Origin of the sequence: Flavobacterium azizsancarii (assembly GCF_027980145.1) — a bacterium.
GTDB lineage: Bacteria > Bacteroidota > Bacteroidia > Flavobacteriales > Flavobacteriaceae > Flavobacterium > Flavobacterium azizsancarii.
The window spans coordinates 36,527-56,376 of the sequence record NZ_JAMZNK010000004.1 but is presented as its reverse complement, the minus strand read 5'-3'; the positions used below and the strand labels follow the sequence as shown (position 1 = coordinate 56,376).

The 19,850-nt window shown below is 33.1% G+C and carries 22 protein-coding genes; 10 read left to right on the top strand and 12 right to left on the bottom strand.

Annotated elements, in window-relative coordinates:
- Positions 1–380: 380 nt before the first annotated feature.
- The 4 genes from NJT12_RS03625 to NJT12_RS03610 all read left to right on the top strand — a co-directional run bounded on the left by NJT12_RS03625 (position 381) and on the right by NJT12_RS03610 (position 2,973).
- Positions 381–767, top strand: a complete 387-nt coding sequence (locus NJT12_RS03625) for a hypothetical protein (RefSeq protein WP_271334568.1) — start codon at positions 381–383, stop codon at positions 765–767.
- Between the two features lie 71 nt (positions 768–838).
- Positions 839–1,747: a TIGR01777 family oxidoreductase gene (locus NJT12_RS03620; RefSeq protein WP_271334567.1), complete on the top strand. Its 909-nt coding sequence runs from the start codon at positions 839–841 to the stop codon at positions 1,745–1,747.
- A gap of 311 nt (positions 1,748–2,058) precedes the next feature.
- Positions 2,059–2,514, top strand: coding sequence for an SRPBCC family protein (locus tag NJT12_RS03615; RefSeq protein ID WP_271334566.1), 456 nt, complete (start codon positions 2,059–2,061; stop codon positions 2,512–2,514).
- Between the two features lie 60 nt (positions 2,515–2,574).
- A complete protein-coding gene (locus NJT12_RS03610; RefSeq protein WP_271334565.1) occupies positions 2,575–2,973 on the top strand; it encodes a DUF1090 family protein in 399 nt (132 codons plus the stop codon).
- Between the two features lie 658 nt (positions 2,974–3,631).
- On the opposite strand, the gene NJT12_RS03605 is transcribed toward NJT12_RS03610, so the two are convergent.
- Positions 3,632–4,438, bottom strand: coding sequence for a UbiA prenyltransferase family protein (locus NJT12_RS03605; protein WP_271334564.1), 807 nt, complete (start codon positions 4,436–4,438; stop codon positions 3,632–3,634).
- A gap of 221 nt (positions 4,439–4,659) precedes the next feature.
- Here NJT12_RS03605 and gcvP point away from each other — a divergent pair, with 221 nt between their 5' ends.
- From gcvP to NJT12_RS03575, 6 genes are all read left to right on the top strand, one after another.
- Positions 4,660–7,509: an aminomethyl-transferring glycine dehydrogenase gene (gcvP, locus tag NJT12_RS03600; protein ID WP_271334563.1), complete on the top strand. Its 2,850-nt coding sequence runs from the start codon at positions 4,660–4,662 to the stop codon at positions 7,507–7,509.
- Positions 7,510–7,903: 394 nt separating this feature from the next.
- The gene (locus NJT12_RS03595; RefSeq protein ID WP_271334562.1) at positions 7,904–8,962 is read left to right on the top strand and encodes a 3-oxoacyl-ACP synthase III family protein; all 1,059 of its coding nucleotides are present in this window, start codon (positions 7,904–7,906) and stop codon (positions 8,960–8,962) included.
- A gap of 168 nt (positions 8,963–9,130) precedes the next feature.
- On the top strand, positions 9,131–9,658 hold the full coding sequence (locus NJT12_RS03590) for a methyltransferase (RefSeq protein ID WP_271334561.1): 528 nt from the start codon (positions 9,131–9,133) through the stop codon (positions 9,656–9,658).
- Positions 9,659–9,754: 96 nt separating this feature from the next.
- Complete coding sequence (locus NJT12_RS03585; RefSeq protein ID WP_271334560.1) at positions 9,755–10,603, top strand: glycosyltransferase family 2 protein; 849 nt, start codon at positions 9,755–9,757, stop codon at positions 10,601–10,603.
- Positions 10,604–10,683: 80 nt separating this feature from the next.
- Complete coding sequence (locus NJT12_RS03580) at positions 10,684–11,430, top strand: MlaE family ABC transporter permease (RefSeq protein ID WP_089478327.1); 747 nt, start codon at positions 10,684–10,686, stop codon at positions 11,428–11,430.
- Positions 11,430–12,191, top strand: coding sequence for an ABC transporter ATP-binding protein (locus NJT12_RS03575; RefSeq protein ID WP_271334559.1), 762 nt, complete (start codon positions 11,430–11,432; stop codon positions 12,189–12,191). The genes NJT12_RS03580 and NJT12_RS03575 overlap by 1 nt, the downstream gene beginning before the upstream one ends.
- Before the next feature lie 110 nt (positions 12,192–12,301).
- On the opposite strand, the gene NJT12_RS03570 is transcribed toward NJT12_RS03575, so the two are convergent.
- The 11 genes from NJT12_RS03570 to NJT12_RS03520 form a co-directional block, all read right to left on the bottom strand.
- The gene (locus NJT12_RS03570) at positions 12,302–12,904 is read right to left on the bottom strand and encodes a SprT-like domain-containing protein (RefSeq protein WP_271334558.1); all 603 of its coding nucleotides are present in this window, start codon (positions 12,902–12,904) and stop codon (positions 12,302–12,304) included.
- Positions 12,905–12,988: 84 nt separating this feature from the next.
- Positions 12,989–13,666 (bottom strand): SDR family NAD(P)-dependent oxidoreductase, encoded by a 678-nt coding sequence (locus NJT12_RS03565; protein ID WP_271334557.1) that lies wholly within the window; start codon positions 13,664–13,666, stop codon positions 12,989–12,991.
- 35 nt (positions 13,667–13,701) lie between these two features.
- On the bottom strand, positions 13,702–14,679 hold the full coding sequence (locus NJT12_RS03560) for a M20/M25/M40 family metallo-hydrolase (protein WP_271334556.1): 978 nt from the start codon (positions 14,677–14,679) through the stop codon (positions 13,702–13,704).
- A 28-nt stretch (positions 14,680–14,707) separates the two neighbouring features.
- The gene (locus NJT12_RS03555) at positions 14,708–15,364 is read right to left on the bottom strand and encodes a hypothetical protein (RefSeq protein WP_271334555.1); all 657 of its coding nucleotides are present in this window, start codon (positions 15,362–15,364) and stop codon (positions 14,708–14,710) included.
- A gap of 2 nt (positions 15,365–15,366) precedes the next feature.
- Positions 15,367–16,401: a D-alanine--D-alanine ligase gene (locus NJT12_RS03550; protein WP_271334554.1), complete on the bottom strand. Its 1,035-nt coding sequence runs from the start codon at positions 16,399–16,401 to the stop codon at positions 15,367–15,369.
- Positions 16,402–16,412: 11 nt separating this feature from the next.
- On the bottom strand, positions 16,413–17,123 hold the full coding sequence (locus tag NJT12_RS03545; protein WP_271334553.1) for an NRDE family protein: 711 nt from the start codon (positions 17,121–17,123) through the stop codon (positions 16,413–16,415).
- Positions 17,111–17,599 (bottom strand): DinB family protein, encoded by a 489-nt coding sequence (locus tag NJT12_RS03540; RefSeq protein ID WP_271334552.1) that lies wholly within the window; start codon positions 17,597–17,599, stop codon positions 17,111–17,113. Before NJT12_RS03540 ends, NJT12_RS03545 begins: the two co-directional genes overlap by 13 nt.
- Before the next feature lie 2 nt (positions 17,600–17,601).
- Positions 17,602–17,988, bottom strand: a complete 387-nt coding sequence (locus NJT12_RS03535; RefSeq protein WP_271334551.1) for a DoxX family protein — start codon at positions 17,986–17,988, stop codon at positions 17,602–17,604.
- A 7-nt stretch (positions 17,989–17,995) separates the two neighbouring features.
- Positions 17,996–18,448, bottom strand: coding sequence for a YHS domain-containing (seleno)protein (locus NJT12_RS03530; protein WP_271334550.1), 453 nt, complete (start codon positions 18,446–18,448; stop codon positions 17,996–17,998).
- Positions 18,449–18,460: 12 nt separating this feature from the next.
- On the bottom strand, positions 18,461–19,057 hold the full coding sequence (locus NJT12_RS03525; protein WP_271334549.1) for a peroxiredoxin-like family protein: 597 nt from the start codon (positions 19,055–19,057) through the stop codon (positions 18,461–18,463).
- A gap of 90 nt (positions 19,058–19,147) precedes the next feature.
- The gene (locus NJT12_RS03520; RefSeq protein ID WP_271334548.1) at positions 19,148–19,825 is read right to left on the bottom strand and encodes a Crp/Fnr family transcriptional regulator; all 678 of its coding nucleotides are present in this window, start codon (positions 19,823–19,825) and stop codon (positions 19,148–19,150) included.
- Positions 19,826–19,850: the final 25 nt, after the last annotated feature.

The following is a 19,850-nucleotide window of genomic DNA, read 5'->3' as shown; positions in this document are numbered from 1 at the left end:
ATAAATCGGCAATTATGAATCTAAATATTATAGGGTATTTTATTTACCTCAGCATTACAATTTTGATCATTCTAAAAGTTGGAAAAATCTGCTATAAAAACGGAAATATTTATGTCTAAGAACTAATTCCCAATCATGCTGATATCTGTCAAAAAATCAATCAGGTTTTACTTTTAGGCTACTATCTTTTAAATATTGGGTATTGTGCAATGACTCTGATTTCCTGGCAAAAGATACTGTCATCAACTCAACTTATTGAAACCATTGGAATCAAAACAGCTATAATAATATTCATCATTTCAATTTTACATTACCTCAACATTATAATTCTAACCAAGTACATTCATAAATTAATTAAATAACATCTTAAATTAAATATCATGGAAACTACAAAAATCTTAATCGGTTACAGTGTTTATTTACCAATTGCCCTATTTCTTACTTATTATGTTTCTAAAACTCTTTTCAAAAACGGAAAAATATTTATGCTGGACATTTTTAAAGGCCGTGAAGATATTGCAGAAGCAACAAATAAGCTTTTTGAAACCGGATTTTATCTATTAAATATTGGTTTTGCGCTAATGATCCTAAAAATGCAAATCGGGCAAAATAGTTATCAGGAATTGATTGAAAGACTGAGTTACAAAATTGGAGGTTTTTCTATTTATCTTGGCATCATGCTATTCTTCAATTTATATTTCTTCTTTAGAGGGAAAAGAAAAGCAAAAGAAGCTCAGGAAGAAGAACGATTGGTTTTTAACGCATAATTTTCAGCCTAAACCTAACAGGCTTTAAAAACCTGTTAGGTTTTAATACTCACAAAATCAAAAAAAAAACCATGAAACTCATAATCGCAGCCGGAACAGGTTTTTTAGGACAAACTTTAGTCCATCGTTTCAAAGATAAGTTTGACGAAATTGTAATTCTTACGCGAGGAAAATCTCAAACAATTGACGGAATAAAATACGTAAACTGGAATGCAAAGACTTTTTCAGGCTGGGAAAATGAATTGGAAAATAGTACCGTTTTGATTAATCTGGCAGGAAAATCTGTCGATTGCCGTTATACTAAAGAAAACAAAAAAGAGATTCTTTTATCCAGAATTGAAAGTACAAAAGTTTTAAATAAAGCGGTTTTAAATTGTAAAAATCCTCCTAAACATTGGCTGAATTCATCAACCTCAACCATATATCGATTTTCTTTAGACAAACAAATGGATGAAATTAATGGTAAAATAGGGAATGACTTTTCTATAAATGTCGCTTTATCTTGGGAAAAAGCATTTTTTAAAACCGAAACTCCAAATACTTTAAAAACGGCTTTGCGAACTTCGATCGTTTTAGGTAAAAACGGTGGCGCTTTTATTCCTTTAAAGACTTTGGCAAAAATAGGCTTTGGAGGAAAACAGGGAAAAGGAAATCAGTTTATAAGCTGGATTCATGAAGAAGATTTTGCAAATGCAGTTGGTCTTGTTATTGATAAAGAAATCACAGGAGTTATTAATGTCGTTTCTCCGAAACCCGCTCGTAATACTGACTTTATGAAAAAACTTCGAAAAGCAGTTGGTTGCCCATTCGGGATTCCGGTGAATAAATTTTTATTAGAAATCGGATCTTTCTTTATTCGAACAGAAACTGAATTAGTGTTGAAAAGTAGAAATGTGATTCCGAAAAAACTTTTAGAAAATGGATTTACATTTAAGTTTGGAGATATTGATGAGGCTTTTAAAGATTTATTACACAAATGAAAGCACAAAATTCAGATTGGATTTTTTTTAAGTTGAACTTTAAAGAGGAAGAGGAAAATGCATAATAAATTCTTTTGCAAAGCTCCTGCGGATTGAGATATTTATAGAAATTAATAATCAACCCTACTCTATTAAGCTCCAGCGGAGCAACATATTTATAGAAGACATACCATACATTCTTTCATTAGCTCCGGCGGAGCGACATATTTTTTATTACGATTTTTATATCACCCCGATGGGGTTCAAACACTGTATAATTATAATTCTATAAATATAACATCCCTCCGGGATTTGAAATAAACTCCCTAATCATGACTACAATTCAACTTACAACAAAAATAAAAGCATCAAAACAAACCGTTTTCGACGCTTCAAGAAATATAGATATTCACCAACAATCTGCCAGTAAAACTAATGAAAAAGCAATTGCCGGAATAACATCCGGATTAATAAATTTAGACGAAACGGTAACCTGGCGAGGAAAACATTTCGGATTTTATCTTACTCATAAAAGCCGGATTACAGCGATGACTTTTTTTGATTATTTTGTAGATGAAATGGAACGCGGCAAATTCAAATCCTTCAGGCACGAACATTTTTTTGAAGAAGAAAATGATCTTACTACCATGAAAGATAAATTGCAATATGAAACTCCGTTTGGGATCTTTGGAAAATTGTTTGATGTTTTATTTTTAAAAAGACATTTAACTAAATTCCTTTTAGAAAGAAATAAAATCCTTAAAGAAGTATCTGAAAAACAGACTTAAAATATTTTTCTTACTTTTATTTAAATATTGTAACAATTGTAAATCACTAAAAATAAACTTATGACTTTAAAAACTAAAATTTTATCGATAGCATTTTTTACTATTTCTTTCATAGGATTTGCACAAAGTAATTGTGCCACTTTAAAAGGTTGCGAAAGAAAATTATGTGAGTTGAACACAAAATTAGTTGCAGCAAAAAAAGCCGGCAATCAAAGTCAGATTAAAGGAGTTGAAGATGCCATATCTAAAACTAAAAAGAATTGCACGACAAAAACAGTTACTACTGATCTTGACAAAAAAGTAAAAGAAAAACAACAAAAGGTTAAGGAAAAAACAGACGATCTGAACAAAGCGATCAAAGACAACGAAAGCAAAGAAAAAATTGCTAAGAAAAGAAAAAAACTCGATGAGGCAAAAGCTGATTTGAATAAAGCACTGGCAGAAAAAAAGACAAAATAAATTTTTTTTTTTAAGTTGACAGAAAATGTGATGGATTTTTTCTCGCAGATTCGGCAGATTTTAAAATATCTTTTTTTTTGAATAGCCTCCTGCTTTAGCTGGAGATAAGGATGATTATCTAATCTGGCTTTAGCCAAACTTTATCATTTGGCTAAAGCCGGAAATATTCTATAACATTTTCTCCCCAGCTAAAGCTGGAGGCAATTCAATAATTAAACTGTTTCATTCACTTTCTTTTGAATAAAATCTCTCATTTTACGGTTTGCGTGAGGGATTGAGGCCAATGTCATTAAATTAAGGAAAAAAAGATAAAATATTTACTGTTTTTGACTAACGAATTTTGATTTCAAATGTTTGAAACAGCATAAAATCGACAATCCTATTATTTATGCCCATTAAGATTTGAAAGCATACAATTTGTGCCGTTAGGCACTAAATATCGGTAGTAGTTAATAGGAATCGGAATAAATGTAGCGTGCCGTAGGTACGCAATAATTATCATTTTGTTGCGTACCTACGGCACCCCAATGTATTTCTAATCTATTTTAATTACTACCGATATTTAGTGCCTAACGGCACATTTAAACTCTTGATCCCAATATTCATAATTCTAAAAAAGCTTAACCTTAATGACATGCCTAAATAATTAAGCTTATTTTTATAAAAATACAATCATCAACCACCAAAATATAGGAACGCTTTCGACCCAAAAAGAAGTATAATATTTTGACCGATTGGGATTCGCGAACAAAATAAACAACATTAACATGACCACCATTATAAGATTTATAATAAGTTCATGAAAACTAAAACTCAATATCCCAACGATCCAAAAAGGTACTAAAAGTGAAAATCCCAAAATTTTAGTACGCTTAACTCCTATTGTCTGAGGAACAGTCTTTAAATGCGGATCATCATTGGCCAAATCTAAAATCTCGAAAACAAGAATTAATACAAAAACCAATACAAATCGTTGAATACATTTGATAAAGAAGTCAGGTATAAACGGAATTTCAGCATTGATATAAGGCAAAACTAATGTCGCTCCTACCCAACAAAGTGCTACGATATATATTTTTACTCCGGCCCAATTTCTGGCATTCTTTCGATTAGGAAAAAAAGGCAAAGTATAAAGTGCGGTTATGGCAAAAATTATAACGGAAACAATCTGTGTAATTCGTTTGAGATGAAAAAAATAATAGCCTACTAAAACGAGTGAAACTAAACTTAAAATTGCGATAATTTTCAATTGATTTCCCACTGGTTTCCTCTTGACCCGAACCAATGCATCATATTTAACAAAATTATATCCCACAATTGTTCCAAAAAAAACGAACAACGCCATGGGTTCATCATATTGAATATGAAACACATGAAATGTAATTCGTACCAATGCATAACAAGATAAAGCCACATGAATACTGCTATTGAGGTAAAAATCGAATATCTGTTTTAGTAGTTTCATTCTTTAAATCTAATCAATTATTAACAAATCAACTCTTTAGTTGTAAATTTCATAAAAATTGAAGTTAAAAATACCTATTAAATTATTAATAATACTTAATTTTGCGCGACAAAAAAACAACACATTTACTATAAAATGTAATAAACCTTGTGTAACACCTGATTACGTCAAAGAAGATACATCGCGAATTGCATTGCCCTTAAAAAATTAGATAGCTACAAATGAAAACAGATGCTTTTGCTTTAAGACACATTGGCCCAAGAGAAACAGATCTTCAACACATGTTACAAACTATTGGAGTTGAATCGATCGAACAACTTGTTTACGAAACCCTTCCGGATGACATTCGTTTAAAAGCACCTTTGAAGTTGGATCCTGCAATGACGGAATACGAATTTGCAAATCATATTCAGGAATTAGGAAAGAAAAATAAAGTATTCAAATCCTATATTGGTTTGGGGTATCATCCCACAATCGTTCCGGCTCCAATTCAAAGAAACATCTTCGAAAATCCCGGATGGTATACGGCGTATACACCTTATCAGGCAGAAATTGCTCAAGGTCGTCTTGAAGCTATTTTAAATTTCCAGACTACTGTTATTGAACTGACAGGAATGGAAATTGCAAACGCTTCTTTGCTTGATGAAGGAACTGCTGCTGCCGAAGCTATGGCGTTATTATTTGACGTTCGTACACGTGACCAAAAGAAAAACAACATCAATAAATTCTTCGTTTCTGAAGAAATTTTACCTCAAACTTTATCAATCCTGCAAACACGTTCAACTCCTATCGGGATTGAGTTAGTTGTTGGAAACCATGAAACCTTTGATTTTTCGAATGAGTTCTTCGGAGCCATTTTACAATATCCGGGAAAATATGGTCAGGTAAACGATTACAGTGCTTTTGTTGCTAAAGCAAAAGAAAACGAAATTAAAGTAGCTTTTGCTGCTGATATTTTATCACTAGTTGCCTTAACTTCTCCGGGAGAAATGGGAGCGGCAGTAGTTGTTGGAACTTCACAACGTTTTGGTGTACCAATGGGTTATGGTGGTCCTCACGCTGCTTTTTTTGCTACCAAAGATGAATATAAACGATCTATGCCAGGTCGTATTATTGGAGTTTCGATTGATGTAAACGGTAATCGCGCTTTACGTATGGCGTTAGGAACTCGTGAGCAGCACATTAAACGTGAAAAAGCAACTTCAAATATTTGTACCGCTCAGGTTTTATTAGCGGTTATGGCCGGAATGTATGCAGTTTACCACGGACCAAAAGGATTACAATATATTGCAGGTAAAGTTCACGCATCAGCGGTTACTGCTGCTGAAGCTTTAAATAAACTAGGCGTTTTTCAAACCAATACGGCTTACTTTGATACTATTTTAGTAAAAGCAGATGCTCAAAAAGTAAAAGCTATAGCAGAGAAAAACGAAGTAAACTTCTACTATGTTAATGCCGATACGATTTCTATTTCGTTCAACGAAACAACTTCAATTACTGACATCAACCAAATTATTGCCATTTTTGCTGAAGCTTTAGGAAAAGAAACTTTTACTGTTGCTGAATTAGCTGCTACAAGCCAATTACCTGCTTCATTAGAAAGAACATCTTCTTTCTTAACGCATGATGTATTCAACAATCATCATTCAGAAAGTCAGATCATGCGTTACATCAAAAAATTAGAGCGTAAAGATTTATCGTTGAATCATTCGATGATTTCATTAGGTTCTTGTACAATGAAATTAAACGCAGCTTCAGAAATGTTGCCTTTATCAATGCCAAACTGGAACAGCATTCACCCTTTTGCACCAGTAGAACAAGCGGAAGGTTATATCACGATGCTTAAAAAATTAGAGCAGCAATTAAATGTAATTACGGGATTTGCCGGAACTACATTACAGCCTAACTCAGGAGCTCAGGGAGAATATGCCGGTTTAATGGCTATTCGTGCTTACCATTTATCGAGAAACGAAAGTCACCGTAATGTATGTTTAATTCCTTCATCTGCTCACGGAACCAATCCTGCTTCTGCAGCTATGGCAGGAATGAAAATTATCGTTACTAAAACTACTCCTGAAGGAAACATTGACGTAGAAGATTTAAGAGAAAAAGCGATTGAACATAAAGATGATTTATCTTGTTTAATGGTAACGTATCCTTCTACTCACGGAGTTTTTGAATCTTCGATTATTGAAATCACTAAATTAATCCACGACAATGGCGGATTAGTATATATGGATGGTGCAAACATGAACGCGCAAGTTGGATTAACAAATCCTGCTACAATTGGCGCTGACGTTTGTCACTTAAACTTACACAAAACTTTCGCTATTCCTCATGGTGGTGGCGGACCTGGTGTTGGACCAATTTGTGTAAACGAAAAACTGGTTCCTTTTTTACCAACAAACCCAATCTTAAAAGTAGGTGGTGAGCAGGCTATTACAGCAATTTCATCTGCACCTTACGGATCTGCTTTGGTATGCTTAATTTCTTACGGTTACATCACAATGATGGGTGCCGAAGGATTAAAAAGTGCTACAGAACATGCTATCCTGAATGCTAACTACATGAAATCCCGTTTCGAAGGGCACTACCCAATTCTTTATACAGGAGAATGCGGAAGAGCGGCTCACGAAATGATTTTAGATTGTCGTTCGTTTAAAGAAAACGGAATTGAAGTTGGTGATATCGCGAAGCGTTTGATGGATTACGGTTTCCACGCTCCAACGGTTTCTTTCCCGGTAGCAGGAACTTTAATGATTGAACCTACTGAATCTGAAGATTTAGCAGAGTTAGATCGTTTTTGTGACGCTCTTATTTCAATCAGAAAAGAGATCGAAGCTGCAACAGCAGATGATAAAAACAATGTATTAAAAAATGCACCGCACACATTAGCAATGTTAACTACAGATACTTGGAGTTTCCCTTATACTAGAGAAAAAGCCGCTTATCCATTGGAGTATATTGCTGAAAATAAATTCTGGCCATCAGTTCGTCGTGTAGATGATGCTTATGGTGACAGAAACTTAGTTTGCAGCTGTGCTCCTATCGAAGCTTATATGGAGAACTAAGAAATAAGTTTTCTTTAATAAATATTCAAACCCGACAGGTCTTAAAACTTGTCGGGTTTGTTTTTTTCTTTCAAGTTTCAGGTTTCAGGTTCAAGCGTAACGTGAAACTTGAAACAATTATAAAGTTTTCTGTTTTTTAACACTTTTTGAAACTTCGGTTTTATTTGTAACAAAACACAAAAAAACTTTACAATTTTTTCAAAAAAAAATAAATCAAAAAACAAAACTCAAACGTTTGAAATCTCGGTAAAACCTAAAATTCGTTAGAAAATTAACAATAAATCCCACAAATAATTATTATTTCATAATTATATGCATGCATAGTATTTTTTATGATAGTTATCATAAATTTATTTATAATTTAGCCATAAATTTATTGGCTAATTAAGGAATAATGAAAATAAAAATAATAGGTATAGGAAGTTATATTCCAAATAAAGAAGTAAGCAACACTGACTTTGGTGATCATGTTTTTTTAAATGAAGACGGAACTCCTTTTGCTTATCCTAACGAAGTTGTTATTAAAAAATTTAAAGGTATTACCGGAATCGAAAATCGCCGTTATGCCGAAGACCAACATACCTCATCTGATTTAGCTTTTTTCGCTGCCGAAAGAGCACTTGCAAATGCTAACATCGATCGTGAAACATTAGATTATATTATTTTCGCCCACAATTTTGGCGATGTAAAATCCGGAACGAATCAATCTGATATTTTACCAAGTTTAGCTACTCGCGTAAAAAACAAATTAGACATTAAAAATCCTAAGTGTGTCGCTTATGATATTCTTTTTGGATGTCCGGGCTGGATAGAAGGTGTTTTGCAAGCCAATGCATTTATAAAATCAGGCATGGCAAAACGCGTTTTGGTCATTGGGGCCGAAACTTTATCAAGAGTTGTTGATGATCACGATCGCGATTCAATGATTTACTCTGATGGTGCCGGTGCTTCAATTTTAGAAGCTTCTGATGACGAAGCTGGATTATTATCTTACGAAAGTGCTACTTATGCAAATGATGAAGCTAATTATCTATACTTTGGAAAATCATACAATCCAGATTTAGATCCGGATATCAAATACATTAAAATGTATGGCCGTAAGATTTACGAATTTGCATTAAGCCAGGTTCCTTGCGCAATGAAAAGCTGTCTTGATAAAAGCGGAATCGCAATTGATGACGTAAAGAAAATCCTGATTCACCAGGCTAATGAAAAAATGGACGAAGCAATTATCGCCCGTTTTTATAAACTGTACGATAAAACGCCACCTGAAAACATTATGCCAATGAGTATTCATGATTTAGGAAACTCAAGTGTTGCAACAGTTCCTACTCTATATGACTTATTAATTCAGGGCAAATTAGAAAATCATGAAATCAACAAAGGCGATGTTGTTATTTTTGCTTCTGTTGGAGCAGGAATGAATGTTAATGCATTTGTTTATAGATACTAAAATTAGTATACAGTCGCAGTCACAGTTTTCAGCTTCTGAATACTGTGACTGTAAACTGAGACTGAAAACTTAAAAAAAAGTCCGCATTTTAAAATGCGGACTTTTTAGTATATTTGCGACCTAATTATAAATCAAGAACGAAAGATTGTTTCGTTCTTCGCAACGACTATGTACGAAAAAACGTTTCCGAATAAAAGATTCAAACTTACTTTAGAGTTTTTACAAAAACACGTTAAAACATCTGAAGTTATTTTTGATTTTGGTGTACCAAATCCATTCTCTAAGATAATGGAAGAAAATGGCTTTACCGTAAAAAACACAAAAGGCGAAGATCTGGACAACGATCAGACTGCTTTACAAACCCAAGACTATACTGTTTTTACTGCATTTGAAATTTTCGAACACCTGCTAAATCCATACACAATTTTGCAAAACGTAAAATGTGACAAATTGTTAATTTCAATTCCGTTACGTTTGTGGTTTTCTCCGGCATATCGTTCTAAAACGGATATGTGGGACAGACATTATCATGAATTTGAAGATTGGCAGTTAGATTGGCTTTTAGAAAAAGCAGGCTGGAAAATAACGGATCGTCAAAAATTTACACATCCGGTAAAAAAGTTTGGTTTCAGACCATTATTAAGATATTTTACACCCAGATATTATATTGTTGTGGCTGAGAAAATAAAACAATAAAGAAATTCCAATATTCAAATTCCAAATTCCAATTTTAACCTTAACGGTAAGATTGGAATTTGGAATTTTAGAAAATTGGTATTTAATTTAAAATTTATGAAATATTACATTGTCATTCCTGCGCACAACGAACAAGATCTTATTGGTCTCACGCTGCAATCTCTAGTTTCTCAAACTATTTTACCATCAAAAGTTGTTGTTGTAAATGATAATTCGACTGATAAAACAGAAGAAATTGTTTTGGGATTCGCAATGGAACATCCGTTTATTTCTGTTGTAAACAAAACTTCAGATGCCATTCATATGCCAGGAAGCAAAGTAATTCAAGCTTTTCAGAAAGGTTTTGAAACACTGGATTCCGATTATGACATTATTGTAAAAATAGACGGTGATTTAATTTTTCCAGCTAATTATTTTGAAACTATCATCAAACATTTTCAATCGGACCCGAAAATTGGAATGGCAGGCGGATTTTGTTACATCGAAAAAAATGGCGAGTGGATCTTAGAAAACCTAACCGATAAAGATCATATTCGCGGAGCACTGAAAGCGTATCGTGCAGCAACTTTTAAGCAAATTGGAGGCTTAAAACCTGCTATGGGTTGGGATACCGTAGATGAATTACTTTGCAAATATTATGATTGGAAAATAGTTACTAATCCTTCTTTACACGTAAAACACCTTAAACCAACAGGCGCAAACTACAATAAAACAGCACGTTATAAACAAGGAGAAGCTTTTTACACATTAGGATACGGTTTTTGGATTACCGCAATTGCATCAGCAAAACTGGCGATGATGAAGAAAAAACCTTTTTTATTTTTTGACTATATTAGAGGTTTCTGGAAAGCTAAAAAAGCTAAAACACCACTGTTAGTCACCACAGAACAAGCTAAATTTATTAGAAACTATAGATTTAAGAAAATGAAACAAAAGTTAATTTGATCCGGAAAAGTACCGAAATCGCTTCACTCATAACCCAAAACTCATAACTTCTTTTTAACTTAGCCAATATTTCAAAACTTATGATGCTAATTCGTTATATATCTCAAATAGGAAGATATTTTTTAATGCTGAAAGAAATTTTTAACAAACAGACCAAATGGCCTGTTATGAAAAAATTGATTTTCAAAGAAATAGATGATTTAATAATCGACTCTCTTGGCATTGTTTGCTTTATCTCCTTTTTTATTGGAGGAGTTGTGGCCATTCAAACTGCACTAAATCTAACTAATCCTTTAATTCCAAAATATTTAATTGGTTTTGCTACACGTCAATCTGTAATTCTGGAGTTTGCCCCTACTTTTATTTCGGTGATTATGGCCGGAAAAATGGGATCTTACATCACTTCCAGTATTGGTACAATGCGTGTTACAGAGCAAATTGATGCTCTTGAAGTTATGGGTGTTAATTCATTAAACTATCTTGTTTTTCCAAAAATAGTAGCCCTTTTAATGTATCCTTTTGTAATTGGAATTAGTATGTTCCTGGGTATTTTTGGCGGATGGCTTGCTTGTGCATATGGAGGATTTTCGACTAGTGAAGATTTTATTCAGGGTGCTCAAATGGAATTTATCCCTTTTCACATTACATATGCGTTCATTAAGACTTTAATTTTTGCAATGTTATTAGCTACAATTCCATCTTTTCACGGATATTACATGAAAGGTGGCGCATTAGAAGTGGGTAAAGCAAGTACGGTATCCTTTGTATGGACATCTGTTTGTATTATTCTTTTTAATTATATATTAACTCAATTATTATTAGGATAATGATCGAAGTAAAAAACATAGAAAAATCATTTGGTGACAGTAAAGTTTTAAAAGGCGTTTCGACGGTTTTTGAAACTGGAAAAACCAACTTGATTATTGGACAAAGTGGATCAGGAAAAACGGTTTTATTAAAAACGTTATTAGGGATTCACACCCCTGATTCAGGAACAATTGAATTTGACGGAAGAGTGTATTCTGAATTAAATCCGGACGAAAAAAGAGAATTAAGAACTGAAATTGGAATGGTTTTTCAGGGAAGTGCTTTATTTGATTCGATGACTGTTGAAGAAAATGTAGCGTTCCCATTAAAAATGTTCACTAACGACAACAATGCTAAGATTAAAGAACGTGTTGATTTCGTCTTAGAAAGAGTAAATCTTGTTGATGCTCATAAAAAACTACCTTCTGAAATCTCCGGAGGTATGCAAAAACGTGTGGCGATTGCCCGTGCGATTGTAAATAATCCAAAATATTTGTTTTGCGATGAACCTAACTCAGGTTTAGACCCGAACACCTCAACTTTGATTGATAACTTGATTAAGGAAATTACAGAAGAATACAATATCACAACCGTAATCAATACGCACGATATGAACTCGGTAATGGAAATTGGCGAGAATATTGTTTTCTTAAAAAAAGGAGTAAAAGCGTGGCAGGGAACTAAAGAAGAAATTTTTAGAACAGACAATAAAGATATTGTGAAGTTTGTTTACTCTTCGAACCTGTTTAAAAAAGTAAGAGAAGCTTATTTAAAAGGTTAAAACCTTTTTTAAATTCCAAAACTGGATAAAACTCAATAAAAAAATTCCAAATTCCAAAGCTGATGAGCAATTGGAATTTGGAATTTTTTTATTGGAATTTTTATTATTTTTTAATTCGAATTAATCAATTCCACTTCAGCATTAGGATTAAAAAGATAAGTTCTTCCAGAGCTTATTTCGATACATTCGAATCGTTTGGTTCTAACAGCTAATTTCTTGAATACTTTTCCGTTTTTAATTCTGAATACGCTTCCGTAAGGAATTTCAAAAACATAGTTTTTATCGTTTTTCGCATCGTATTGCTTTAAAGCCAAAGACAAAGTAGTATCGGTATCACTACTCGCAGACGGGCTCTTAAAATGCCTCGCTAACAAGGGTAATAATTGCCCGGGGAAAATCTCCGGACGAATATAAGGAACCATCGTGCGCTGAAAAGTAAGTTTCCACTCAATTCCGTGTGGCTTTATATTACGTCCATATTTTTCAAAAGCCACTAAATGTGAAATCTCATGAATCAGCGTAATCAAAAAACGATATTTATTTAAACTGGCGTTCACCGTGATTTCATGTTTACCACTCGGCCCTCTCCTATAATCTCCATGACGCGTTTGGCGTTCATTGACGATTTTAAGATGAACCTGATTGTCAACAATCAATTCAAAGACAGGCTTTACGGCATGTTCCGGTATATATCTGGCTAAAGTTTCGATCAATTTCTTTTACGTTAAAAGTTATATGTTAGATGTCAAAAGTTTTAAAATTGGAATTTGGAATTTATTTTTTGAAATTTAAAAAATCTAAGGATTTGTTGACGAAACTTCCAACACCTTCCCATTAAAGTATTTATTTCCGTTAAGCGTAAAATCATAAATATAATTAGCCATTCCTTCAGCAGAAATAGGTGCCTGATAACCCGGGAAAGCTTCTCGTAACATTTCTGTTTGGACTGAGCCAAGGGCTAAAACATTAAACGAAATTCCTTGCTCCTTGTATTCTTCAGCTAATAACTCGGTTAACGTAATTACAGCACCTTTACTTGAACTATAAGCTGCCAATCCTGCAAATTTAAGACTTCCTCTTACGCCTCCAATTGAACTGATCGTTACCACATGACTTCCTTTTTGAAGATAGGGCAAACAAATTCTCGTAAGATTTGCTACAGCAAAAACATTCACTTTATAAATACTTTCAAAATCAGCCTGAGTGGTTTCGGCAAAAGGTTTTAATAATAAAGCACCGGCATTATGCACTACAGCATCCACTTTTTTCCAGGTTGAAGATAAAAAATTAGCGACTTCCGTCAAAGCAGCTTCATCTGATAAATCAACCGAAAGGCAAGTGACGTTTGGATGCTCTAAAAGAGTTTGAGGTATTTTTCTGGAAATGGCTAAAACCTGATTTCCGGCATTAGCAAATTGCAAAGCCAATTCGTAACCAATTCCCCTACTGGTTCCCGTAACAATAATATTTTTCATAAAGCAAAAATAAGCAAATCAAATAAAATGATAAATTATTTATTCATTGTAATTTCTTGTGTTGGCGAAACAGCAATTTTTGTTACAGCCGGTAAAAATTCCTGAATAAAAGAAGTCATATGCGGAATGTCCATCAGTTTAAATTCATCCGAAACATGATGATAAAAATCAAAATTCTCAAAATCAAAAGTACTTACAGATTGGCATGGTTTTCCAAAAACTTCAAAAAACGGATAATTATCAGATCTGAAAAATAGTTGATATTCTGCTTCTTTTGGCAAGAACCCAATAGTCTTTTTACCTGTATATTCATTTATTTTTTCAGCCATATTCGATTTGTCAAAACCTGTAATATAGGCAAGATAATCACGTTTCATTGGCACACCAATCATTTCGATATTTAACTGTGTATATAAATTGAAATTTTGTTTTTTTAGTTTTTGCACCAAACTTTTAGATCCTAAAAGACCTTTTTCTTCTCCGGCAAAAAACACAAAAAGAATACTTCTTTTATTTGCTTTAGTCTCACTAAAATATTTTGCTATTTGCGCAACAGCCGTAACTCCGGATGCATCATCATTTGCGCCATTATTAATAATATCAGCCTGCTGTTTTTTCTCCACACCAATATGATCGTAATGCGCACTTAAAACCACAAATTCTTTTTTCAGCACAGGATCAGTTCCCTCTAAAACTCCAACAATATTATATGCCGGCGATTTAAAATTAGTCAACGTATCGCGATACGAAGTAAAATATGGCTTCACTTTGTTATTTTTAAAGAAATCCTCCAAAAACACCGCTGCTTTTTCAATTCCTTTCGTTCCGGTTTCACGCCCTTCTAATTCATCTGAAGAAAGATACTTCAAGAAATCCGAAACCTCCGTTTCATTTACTTTATAGGTGATTTCGAGTGGTTTTGAAATTGCTTTTGAATCTTTTTCAGTAACTGCTAACGGATTCGATTTACAAGCTAACAAAACAAAAGGAAGTAGAAAGAGAATTTTTTTCATAAATGAAATTTTAGTCCAACTTCAGATCTTAAATGGCTAAAGCTGATGGTTTAAAATACTTTTTATATACTTTAAATACCTGAAAACTTCCTAAAATAATAAAAACTAACGGAATAAAAACAGGCATTAAATACTTTGAAAAATGATTTGTTTTTTGAAAAAGAGTCTGCAAAAGAACAATCAGACTGAACATCCCTAAAAAAACACCTATCAAAGTTCCTGCAATATAATAATATTTTAACTTTCTTTCTATTGCAATATACTTTCCGTTAAGTAAATATAGATTCCAACTGGTCCAGAAAGGGAGTTGCAAAAAATTAAAACAATTTAAAACCACACCAATTACAAATGGCGAATACATGAAATACTCTTGTAAATAATTATTTGATTTTGTGGTTTGCCTGAAATTAAAATAAAAAAAGAGTGCCAAACCAAACATAAAAACAATGGAAAAAAAATCAATTATCTTCATTAATCGCTTACTTTGTATCAGCCGTTTAGCAAAAATCAAAGTGAAATAAATGACAAAGGTTTCAACAAAAACAACTCCAAATAAAAAGAAGATTAAATTATGAAGCCCTGATTTTGTATAGATTTCCAAACCTACTAAGTTTAAATATCCTAGAGGAATTGATCCCAGAAAGCTTACCAGAAATCCCACAGAGATATTTTTTATTCTTTTCATTTTTAAAAATTGATGATTTTACTATTTTGAACCAAATGCAATCTGCATTCACGCATTCCAACTTTATAATTTAAATACGGAACGCCCATTTTATGATTTTGCACACTAATTTCATACATATAAGTAATGTGTCGTGCCAACTCTTTCCAGGCAAACCAAACAGAATGTTTAGGATCATAAATATGTGTGGGTTCGCTTGCCGCTCCGTTAAGTTCTACGATTTGAAAATTTTCTCCACGTTCTAATTCTTCAAAAGAATTGTACATGATATCAAAACGCCCAAAGTAAAATTCAGGAATTTGAGTTGCGATTTCATTAATCATTGCAGTTAGTTTTGGCGTTATCAAATCACTGCCATCCAGAAATTTTGCACCGCGGGCATGATTCCCAAACGGAACTAAATTAACCACTTCGCCTTTTCTTAAGATCTGATACAATTGGTCTCCGTATTCTTCTTTTAAGGATTCAAGCTGAAACTGAAATCGGGGAGTTTTATAGATTAAATCTTCAATAGTGGAGATTCCGTCACCAATAACATTTAGAAATTCTTTAGAAACAATTCCTGTAATTTTTCCTTCTTTCTCAAGCGGATGACGCACATAAAAAACACCAACTTCTTTTTTAAACGGTATTAAATCTTGTATCAAAAAATCAAAGTTTGCTTTTTTAGCATACTCTTTTAATTCAGAAACAGTTTTAATCTTTTTCACGCCAGAACCACGCAAACCAATATCCGGCTTTGCGATTAAGGGAAAATAAATATTATTTTCGATTATACTATTTACTATCTTTTTTAAACCTGTATTCTCTTTAATCAAAATAGTTTTGGGATAATGTTTTTTAGGAAGCAAATCATAAATCTGCTTTTTACTTTCCATAAGAAATCCTCCGTTTTTAATTTTTGGATTAGATGCATTAAAGAAAAAAACAGATCTCGCTTTGCAGGCATAATACGCCCAAAGAAAATAAATAGGAACATACAAAACCTGAAACGGCCAATACTCCCAATTGGTGATTTTATGAAAAAGTAGTTTCATCTTAATTTTATTTAAATACTAATAAAAGAGGTCGAAAAATCTTGCGCCTTTACCAAATCATAATACTGCATTGTTCCTTTATTTTGTTCAATTATAACCTGTGTGACACTTAACGTTTTTAATGTATTTTCGCGATTAATAACCAAACCGTTTTCAGTATCTTCCTGTTTGGTGTTCTGATGAAAACTCAACATTTCTAAAGCTGAAACTTCATTTCGATCCTGCAAAAAATCAACAAACCAGGAAGCCCTTTCTTTTCGAACTTTTTCTGAATATAAAGTAACTGATGACCAAATATGGTTTTTACTTTCATCTAATTGTGTTGTTCTTTTTTCGGAACCATCCCAAATCAATTCATACAATTTTAATTTTTGATACAAAACCAATGTAAAAGGCTCAATGTTATCTAAATTAATCTGTTGCCAAAAATCTTTTGGCGAAGGATCCGAAATAATGTCTAAAGCAATTAACCCACGACTTTTTCGATAAGAAAACTGCGGATTGTGCTTTACAATTCCACCATTCAAAAGAACCAGAGCATTTCCAAACTCGTCTATCGCAAACCAGGTTCCTCCTGCTTTTGGATCTTTGGGATAGGTAATATTTTTACCGTTTAGATAATAATTTCTTGGTGCAATTGCCGCCGGACGAATTACTTTTTCATCCCGGTTTGAAGTCATAATTACAACTCCGTTAGTATTGATATAACTTACTGTACACATTGTTTTCTATATTCTATTGTAGAGCGCGCTACGCCAAAATTCTCATTAATCGAAATATTGCCAAATTGCAAAACGGCCACTTTTATCAAAGCCTGATGATGAATGCAATGCTCCAGATTATACAATAATTCTCTATAGTAACTACTTTGAATCCTGATGGCAAGTCCGTCTATTATTTGTTCTAAATAAATAGTTTTGTTTTCGCTTTTTAATCCCGTTTTTACTTGAATTATGCATTGTTTTGCAAACTCGGTTTCTGTTTGAATTTGTATGTTTCTTTCTCGATTATCATAATTTAAAATACCATTTTCATAACCGTTTTCAAGACATTGAAACATTTCAAGAATATGTCTTGTGTGCTCTCCAATCGTTGCACCGCTTAAAGCTTCGCAAGATTTCGAATACTCTTTATCAGACAACTGATCCAGAAGATAAATTAATTCATCTAAACTGTAACGTATTGATTTTAGTAACATGGCTATTTGAATTTTAGAAGATTAAATAATTTATTTTTATTGAAGTAAAGCAATCCTAAGCAGCATGATAAGGTAATAACCGCCAGGGAGAATAAAAGTCCTCCGTCATTTTTGACCTGTATTCCTAACACAAACAAATGCGATAAAATAGCTCCGGTCATTATTCCGGATCCGCCCAAAGCACCGATCCAGGTTGTTCTGGGAATCAAAATTAAAATCGCCGCAATAAGCTCGGCTATTCCGGAACCAATTCTTCCGTAAGGTTCTATCCCGAGAGTCGAAAAAATATAAATACTTTCCGGTGCTCCGCTGAATTTAAAAAATAATGTTTGCAATAAAATTGCTGCAGCTGTGATTCTTAAAACCCATGCTATTTTTTCAGTTTTCATGGCACCTTTATTTATATGTTTTTTTCCAGTTATTATCTGCTTTAAACTTCAAATTGGTTTCGTCTTTATTCCAGCTTTTTAGCGTGTTATTGAAATAAGCATTGTAAAACAGATAAAGTTTACCGTCGATAATCTTGAAAGTCTCCGGATTTATCTCGACTTTTTCTCCTGCACTTCCCATTGCATAAGCGCACCATCCTCCGTATTGAGGTTCATATTTTGAAGGATTTTTTAAGAATGTCTCTTTATTTTGGCTTGATGAAAATTTATAAACCACGCCTTGATAAGATGTAGATAAATCTTTTTTTCCTTTAATTGCTTTTCCTTTGTTAAAATACCCAACCGGGTCATAACACTGAATTGCAACTTTATTTTCCAGATTGTATTGATCAAGTCGTTTTGCATCGTTCTGGGCAAATGAAATAGCTGAAATCAAAATCAATACAAATAATACTAGCATTTTCATCTTATTTTATTTGAAGGTTTTTAATACAGAAACAAGTAATTCGTTTGTAATACGATGCTTAAAATCAGGAGAAATATATTCGAATAAAATCTCACTTTCAGGGTTTACTACAAAAACTGAAGGAACAGGTAACAAACTCGTATTGACTCCATTAGAATGTACGTTAATTACGGATTTATAGTTTTCAGGGGCTTCAAAAGCAATACCTAAAGCTTTTATTAATTCTCCTTTTGAGTCAGAAAGCAAGGTATAGTTTACCTTATCCTTTTCTCCTGTAATTTTTAAGTTCTCGGGAGCATCAGGACTTATGCCAATAATTTGATATCCCAGATCAAGGATTTCTTTTTCGGCTTCGGCCAAAGCTTGCAAATGGGCATTACAATACGGACACCAGCCACCACGATAAAAAACAAGAACTGTCTTTTTCTTTTTAAGTAAATCTGAAATATTTACAGCTGTGTTTTCAGATGATTTTAAAGTAAGGCTTGGAATCTTCTCTCCTATCAATAAAGGAGCGATATCAGTCGCAGATTTAGCAATCGCGTTCTGAGAATTAGCAACGGAAGTTATTGCTGCTAAAACAATAAAAAGTAATTTTTTCATAATTTAATATTTTACATCTTTTTGATGATGTAAAATTATTGCACTATGAAAAAGCAAAATGTCGGCTAAGTTACACTTAGCTCAAAATAATTAAATTTTGGTAATATCCGGAATCATGATTTCTTTTCTGTTATAGCTTAAAAGATTTTTAGTTTCCATTTCATTCAACAATTGCGTAGCGGTTTGTCTTGAGGTGCAAATAATTTGAGCAATATCATTTTGGGTCAAATAGTTTTCTATGGTAACTGCATTTCCATCTCGAACACCTTCTTGCTCTGCCCAATCTTTTAGAAATTGACAGAGTCTGGTTTTGGCATCTTTAGAGATTAAGTTAGCATAACTGTTTTTGATGCGTTTCATTTTTAAACCCACAAACTTGGTATACGAAAGCGCCAAAGTTGGGTTTCTAAGCAATAAATCTTCAAAATCAGACATTAGAAAACTACAGATTGCAACATCATCTGAAAGTACTTTTGCGTACTCTTCATTTTTATTGTCAGATTCTAAAGTTAGTTCGCCAAACAAATCTCCCTTCTGGATAATATCTTTTATGGTTTCGTTTCCATCATCATCAATTGCAACAATCTTGATATTGCCTTTTTTAAGTAAAAATATACGAGGCACATCTGAAGTAGAGAAATAAATAATCTCACCTTTCGAAGCTTTTTTAAAACCTGTAATAATGCACAATTGTTTGATCTGAGAATAACTCAAAGTTCTGAACAATTTATGATCCCGCAAGTACCAGTATTTTAAATCTTCGTACATAAAGTAAATTTTCTATATGTAAATG

What these genes read in the sequence shown, in the direction of transcription:
- NJT12_RS03520 (WP_271334548.1), bottom strand. Translation starts at nt 19,825, where the DNA reads ATGTACGAAGATTTAAAATACTGGTACTTGCGGGATCATAAATTGTTC.
- NJT12_RS03605 (WP_271334564.1), bottom strand. Translation starts at nt 4,438, where the DNA reads ATGAAACTACTAAAACAGATATTCGATTTTTACCTCAATAGCAGTATT.
- NJT12_RS03550 (WP_271334554.1), bottom strand. Translation starts at nt 16,401, where the DNA reads ATGAAACTACTTTTTCATAAAATCACCAATTGGGAGTATTGGCCGTTT.
- NJT12_RS03530 (WP_271334550.1), bottom strand. Translation starts at nt 18,448, where the DNA reads ATGCTAGTATTATTTGTATTGATTTTGATTTCAGCTATTTCATTTGCC.
- NJT12_RS03540 (WP_271334552.1), bottom strand. Translation starts at nt 17,599, where the DNA reads ATGTTACTAAAATCAATACGTTACAGTTTAGATGAATTAATTTATCTT.
- NJT12_RS03590 (WP_271334561.1), top strand. Translation starts at nt 9,131, where the DNA reads ATGTACGAAAAAACGTTTCCGAATAAAAGATTCAAACTTACTTTAGAG.
- NJT12_RS03575 (WP_271334559.1), top strand. Translation starts at nt 11,430, where the DNA reads ATGATCGAAGTAAAAAACATAGAAAAATCATTTGGTGACAGTAAAGTT.
- NJT12_RS03625 (WP_271334568.1), top strand. Translation starts at nt 381, where the DNA reads ATGGAAACTACAAAAATCTTAATCGGTTACAGTGTTTATTTACCAATT.
- NJT12_RS03620 (WP_271334567.1), top strand. Translation starts at nt 839, where the DNA reads ATGAAACTCATAATCGCAGCCGGAACAGGTTTTTTAGGACAAACTTTA.
- NJT12_RS03555 (WP_271334555.1), bottom strand. Translation starts at nt 15,364, where the DNA reads ATGAAAAGAATAAAAAATATCTCTGTGGGATTTCTGGTAAGCTTTCTG.
- gcvP (WP_271334563.1), top strand. Translation starts at nt 4,660, where the DNA reads ATGAAAACAGATGCTTTTGCTTTAAGACACATTGGCCCAAGAGAAACA.
- NJT12_RS03595 (WP_271334562.1), top strand. Translation starts at nt 7,904, where the DNA reads ATGAAAATAAAAATAATAGGTATAGGAAGTTATATTCCAAATAAAGAA.
- NJT12_RS03585 (WP_271334560.1), top strand. Translation starts at nt 9,755, where the DNA reads ATGAAATATTACATTGTCATTCCTGCGCACAACGAACAAGATCTTATT.
- NJT12_RS03525 (WP_271334549.1), bottom strand. Translation starts at nt 19,057, where the DNA reads ATGAAAAAATTACTTTTTATTGTTTTAGCAGCAATAACTTCCGTTGCT.
- NJT12_RS03535 (WP_271334551.1), bottom strand. Translation starts at nt 17,988, where the DNA reads ATGAAAACTGAAAAAATAGCATGGGTTTTAAGAATCACAGCTGCAGCA.
- NJT12_RS03565 (WP_271334557.1), bottom strand. Translation starts at nt 13,666, where the DNA reads ATGAAAAATATTATTGTTACGGGAACCAGTAGGGGAATTGGTTACGAA.
- NJT12_RS03545 (WP_271334553.1), bottom strand. Translation starts at nt 17,123, where the DNA reads ATGTGTACAGTAAGTTATATCAATACTAACGGAGTTGTAATTATGACT.
- NJT12_RS03580 (WP_089478327.1), top strand. Translation starts at nt 10,684, where the DNA reads ATGATGCTAATTCGTTATATATCTCAAATAGGAAGATATTTTTTAATG.
- NJT12_RS03560 (WP_271334556.1), bottom strand. Translation starts at nt 14,679, where the DNA reads ATGAAAAAAATTCTCTTTCTACTTCCTTTTGTTTTGTTAGCTTGTAAA.
- NJT12_RS03615 (WP_271334566.1), top strand. Translation starts at nt 2,059, where the DNA reads ATGACTACAATTCAACTTACAACAAAAATAAAAGCATCAAAACAAACC.
- NJT12_RS03610 (WP_271334565.1), top strand. Translation starts at nt 2,575, where the DNA reads ATGACTTTAAAAACTAAAATTTTATCGATAGCATTTTTTACTATTTCT.